General features: G+C 35.1%; 3 protein-coding genes and 2 pseudogenes. 2 read left to right on the top strand and 3 right to left on the bottom strand.

Features of this window, described 5'->3' with window-relative positions:
- A pseudogene (locus Q1J40_RS02655) lies at nt 1-218 on the top strand (23S rRNA (uracil(1939)-C(5))-methyltransferase RlmD); the annotation flags it as partial.
- Nucleotides 219-228: 10 nt separating this feature from the next.
- Here Q1J40_RS02655 and Q1J40_RS02650 read toward each other — a convergent pair.
- Entirely contained in the window at nt 229-897 is a 669-nt protein-coding gene (locus Q1J40_RS02650) for a DUF4276 family protein (RefSeq protein ID WP_301098484.1), read from the bottom strand.
- Nucleotides 897-1,979, bottom strand: coding sequence for an AAA family ATPase (locus tag Q1J40_RS02645; RefSeq protein ID WP_301098483.1), 1,083 nt, complete (start codon nt 1,977-1,979; stop codon nt 897-899). Before Q1J40_RS02645 ends, Q1J40_RS02650 begins: the two co-directional genes overlap by 1 nt.
- A gap of 358 nt (nt 1,980-2,337) precedes the next feature.
- Here Q1J40_RS02645 and Q1J40_RS02640 point away from each other — a divergent pair, with 358 nt between their 5' ends.
- Complete coding sequence (locus Q1J40_RS02640) at nt 2,338-3,279, top strand: bile acid:sodium symporter family protein (RefSeq protein ID WP_301098482.1); 942 nt, start codon at nt 2,338-2,340, stop codon at nt 3,277-3,279.
- 56 nt (nt 3,280-3,335) lie between these two features.
- On the opposite strand, the pseudogene Q1J40_RS02635 reads toward Q1J40_RS02640, so the two are convergent.
- Nucleotides 3,336-3,492, bottom strand: a pseudogene (locus Q1J40_RS02635) (molecular chaperone); the annotation flags it as partial.

Below are 3,492 nucleotides of genomic sequence, written 5' to 3'. Positions count from 1 at the left end.
TTTTGCTTGATCCTGCCCGAAATGGTGCTTTGTTCGCACTCGATCACTTATGCGAACTGCAACCCGAACGGATTGTATATGTATCCTGCAACCCCGCAACCCTCGTCCGAGATTGCGAAAAGTTGATTGAAAAAGGCTACAAACTAATTAAAGGGGCAATGATTGATATGTTTCCTCATACAGGGCATCTGGAGTCGGTGGTGGTGTTGGTTAAGTAGAAAAGTTATGTTATACATTTCTTAATCTATCTAACCATTGTCTAAAATGCTCACATTCATTTTCAATAATTGCTAAACTTATTTTTTTTGCTAAAAGTGGTCCATGACGGGTTTTACGATATTTGGGGTCAAGAAGTGCTTCTAATCTTTTTGATGGCGCTGTCTGGTAACTATTATTTATATGTTCTGGTGTATCAAAATTATTACGGATTTGCATCAATTGATTTTGATATCGTTGCCATTCGGGTTCGACTTGTCCGAACTGGTTGACATCAGAAAATAGCAACCCTTCATATTCATAAGGTTGAATATGTGGGAAAAATTGAGATGGTTGAATATTAAATTCATTAAGAATTTGATTGTGCAAAGCTGTTTCTAAGTGATTGGCTTTATCTAACGGGGAATTTAATGATTGAATAGAATTAAATTCTGGAAAAGTATTATCCAAAGCATACAAATCAAAAAAGGTAGTTAAAAACCATGTAGGGTTTTGACGTAAAGCATTTCGAGCATGAAAATGAAGCCGATCATAAGTAATTGCACCTCCTTTACCTTTTTTGGACGTGGATAAAAGACGAGGGTATAAGAAAATATTTAGATGATATAAGGATGGAGCGACAACATCCTTAATAAAAGCTTCCTCCGTTTGTCCTTCTACAAAAACATTGATACATTTCATTAAGGGCGACCTCCAAATATATTTTGCTTCCAAAGCTCGCCAAGAGCATATTCCTCAAGCCAATCAGATAATTTTTCTGCATCTAAACGAGTAAAAGTAGAAGCATCATCTTCTTGATTTACCACAATAACATCCTCTGGCTCGAACAAATTAACCAGTTCTACTGATTGTGTAGAAATAATTAGTTGCTTTTCATCAGATACCTGATGAATAACATCTGCTAATACTGATATAGCATAAGGGTGCAACCCTAATTCAGGTTCATCAATTAAAACAGTTTCAGGTAGAAGTGAACTAGGTTGTAGTAAAAGTGTCATTAGACAAATAAAACGTAAACTACCATCAGATAAAACGTGAGCTTTTAGTGGTGTATCGCTATGCTGTTTTTGGAACCATTCCAACTCAATATTCTCAGGCTCACCTTCACGGTATATAAATCCACCAAAAAAAGGTAAAACTAATTGAATCGTATCAACAATACGTTGGTAATAATCATGATGTTTATCATGTAGCATACGGAGATAAGCACCAAGATTAGCAGCATCAGGTTTTAAAATAAGATTATCACTGGCTGAATGGCGTTGCTTCACCTTAGCTGTTTCACTAGTATCGTGAAAATGGTATACACGCCATTTCTTTATAGCGTCTCTAACATAAGGTGAGTATTTATCTTTAGCTTCCGGCAATAAAGATTCTTCATGCCCTGAACCCAAATTTTGGCTAGGTGATGAATTGAAATATACACCAGCAAACCAACTTACCTCATTCCCAAAAATCAATCGGTTATCATTGGTTGGCTCTAAGTCAATTTTATAGCCATTATGAGCAAAATAAAACTCAGCATGAATTTTATCAGTATATTGACGACCAAAATGCAGTAAAGCATCAGGTCCACCTTGTTTTTGTACATAAAGTTGAAAGCGTTTCTCATACATTTCATTAAGTAATTTAAATAAACTAATAAAATTACTTTTTCCTGCTCCATTAGCACCAATTAAGACATTTAAATTGGTTAATTTAAACATCTCAAGAGATTTAATAGATTTATATCCAGAAATGCTTAATGATTGAATTTTACTCATGTCTTTCCTTTATTTATGTTTTTGACAAGAATGTTCAATTATATGTATTAGGATAACAATGTTATCTAATTATAATGAGATATTATTGTACCATCTATCTTAGATTCGATGAATTGGTACTTTCATTGAATATGACCCCTAATTACACCTTATAAAAAAAGAAGAAATCAATAGAATAACATCATTACTTTATCAGTAGATGAAGGACAAATATAAAATCTATTATAACTTGATTAAGTGTAGGCTAATGTTATCAACTATTTTTATGCTATTTTGATTTTAAATTATCCACTTTACATTTAACAAAAAGTCATATAATTTTTACCTAAAATTAACATTTTTAAGAGGTAAATAATTAATGAATGCGTTATTAAAATTTACTCAGTTTGTGAGTAAAACATTTGCTGTATGGGTCGTGCTATCAGCATTAATTGCGGCACAATTTCCCGATACGTTTAAATTCTTTTTGGGTTGGATACCTTATTTACTTGGGATCGTAATGCTCGGTATGGGGCTAACCTTAACCTTTAAAGATTTTGGCGAGGTGTCTCGTAATCCTAAAGGGGCGATTATTGGTGTCGTTGCTCAGTTTATTGTAATGCCAGCCCTAGCTTTTCTTTTGGTGAAATTATTTGATCTTCCCCCTGATTTAGCGATTGGCGTGATTCTTGTCGGCTCTTGCCCCGGTGGTACGTCTTCTAACGTGATGACCTATCTTGCGAAAGGTAATACAGCACTCTCTGTCGCCTGTACCACGATTTCAACCTTATTAGCGCCAATTTTGACACCGGCAGTGTTTTATTTATTTGCAAGTCAATGGCTAGATATTGATGCAGGAGCGATGTTTGTGTCTGTATTGCAAATGGTCTTATTGCCAATCTTTGTCGGTGTAATTATTCGTTCTATCTTTAAGCAAAAAGTAGAAAACGTCAGCCAAGTTATGCCGTTAATATCGGTTATTGCGATTGTGTTAATTGTTACAGCGGTGGTTTCTGTGAGTAAGGATCGTATTATTGAATCGGGGTTATTAATTTTCGCCATTGTAGTCTTACACAATGCGTTAGGTTATGCCGTAGGCTATCTTGTTGCTCGTCTATTCAAATTGCCACTATCCGATAGTAAAGCAGTTTCGATTGAAGTGGGGATGCAAAATTCAGGATTAGGGGCAGCATTGGCGGCGATTCATTTTAAAGCAAACCCATTAATTGCAGTGCCGAGTGCAGTATTCAGTTTTTGGCACAATATTTCAGGTCCTATTCTTGCGATGATCTTTAATGTAATGAAAGAGAAAAAAGAGTAGATTTGAGGTATTCATATCCCTACTAGAGATACAGTAGGGATAATTCATGATTAAGCTTATTCCATTTGCTGTTCTGATTCTTCCAATTCATCAGCCATTGCACTTAAGGCATCTCGTGTGAGTTGAGCGAGTGCTTTATAAAATCCTGTATCAAAGGCTTCTACTTTTCCTAAAAATTTACTTAAGCAAGGTAATAGAAATGTTTCAAAGAGC

The organism is Otariodibacter sp. (assembly GCF_029256985.1).
Classification (GTDB): Bacteria; Pseudomonadota; Gammaproteobacteria; order Enterobacterales; family Pasteurellaceae; genus Otariodibacter.
This window is presented reverse-complemented; position numbering and strand designations above follow the sequence as displayed.

What these genes read in the sequence shown, in the direction of transcription:
- Q1J40_RS02650 (WP_301098484.1), bottom strand. Translation starts at nt 897, where the DNA reads ATGAAATGTATCAATGTTTTTGTAGAAGGACAAACGGAGGAAGCTTTT.
- Q1J40_RS02645 (WP_301098483.1), bottom strand. Translation starts at nt 1,979, where the DNA reads ATGAGTAAAATTCAATCATTAAGCATTTCTGGATATAAATCTATTAAA.
- Q1J40_RS02640 (WP_301098482.1), top strand. Translation starts at nt 2,338, where the DNA reads ATGAATGCGTTATTAAAATTTACTCAGTTTGTGAGTAAAACATTTGCT.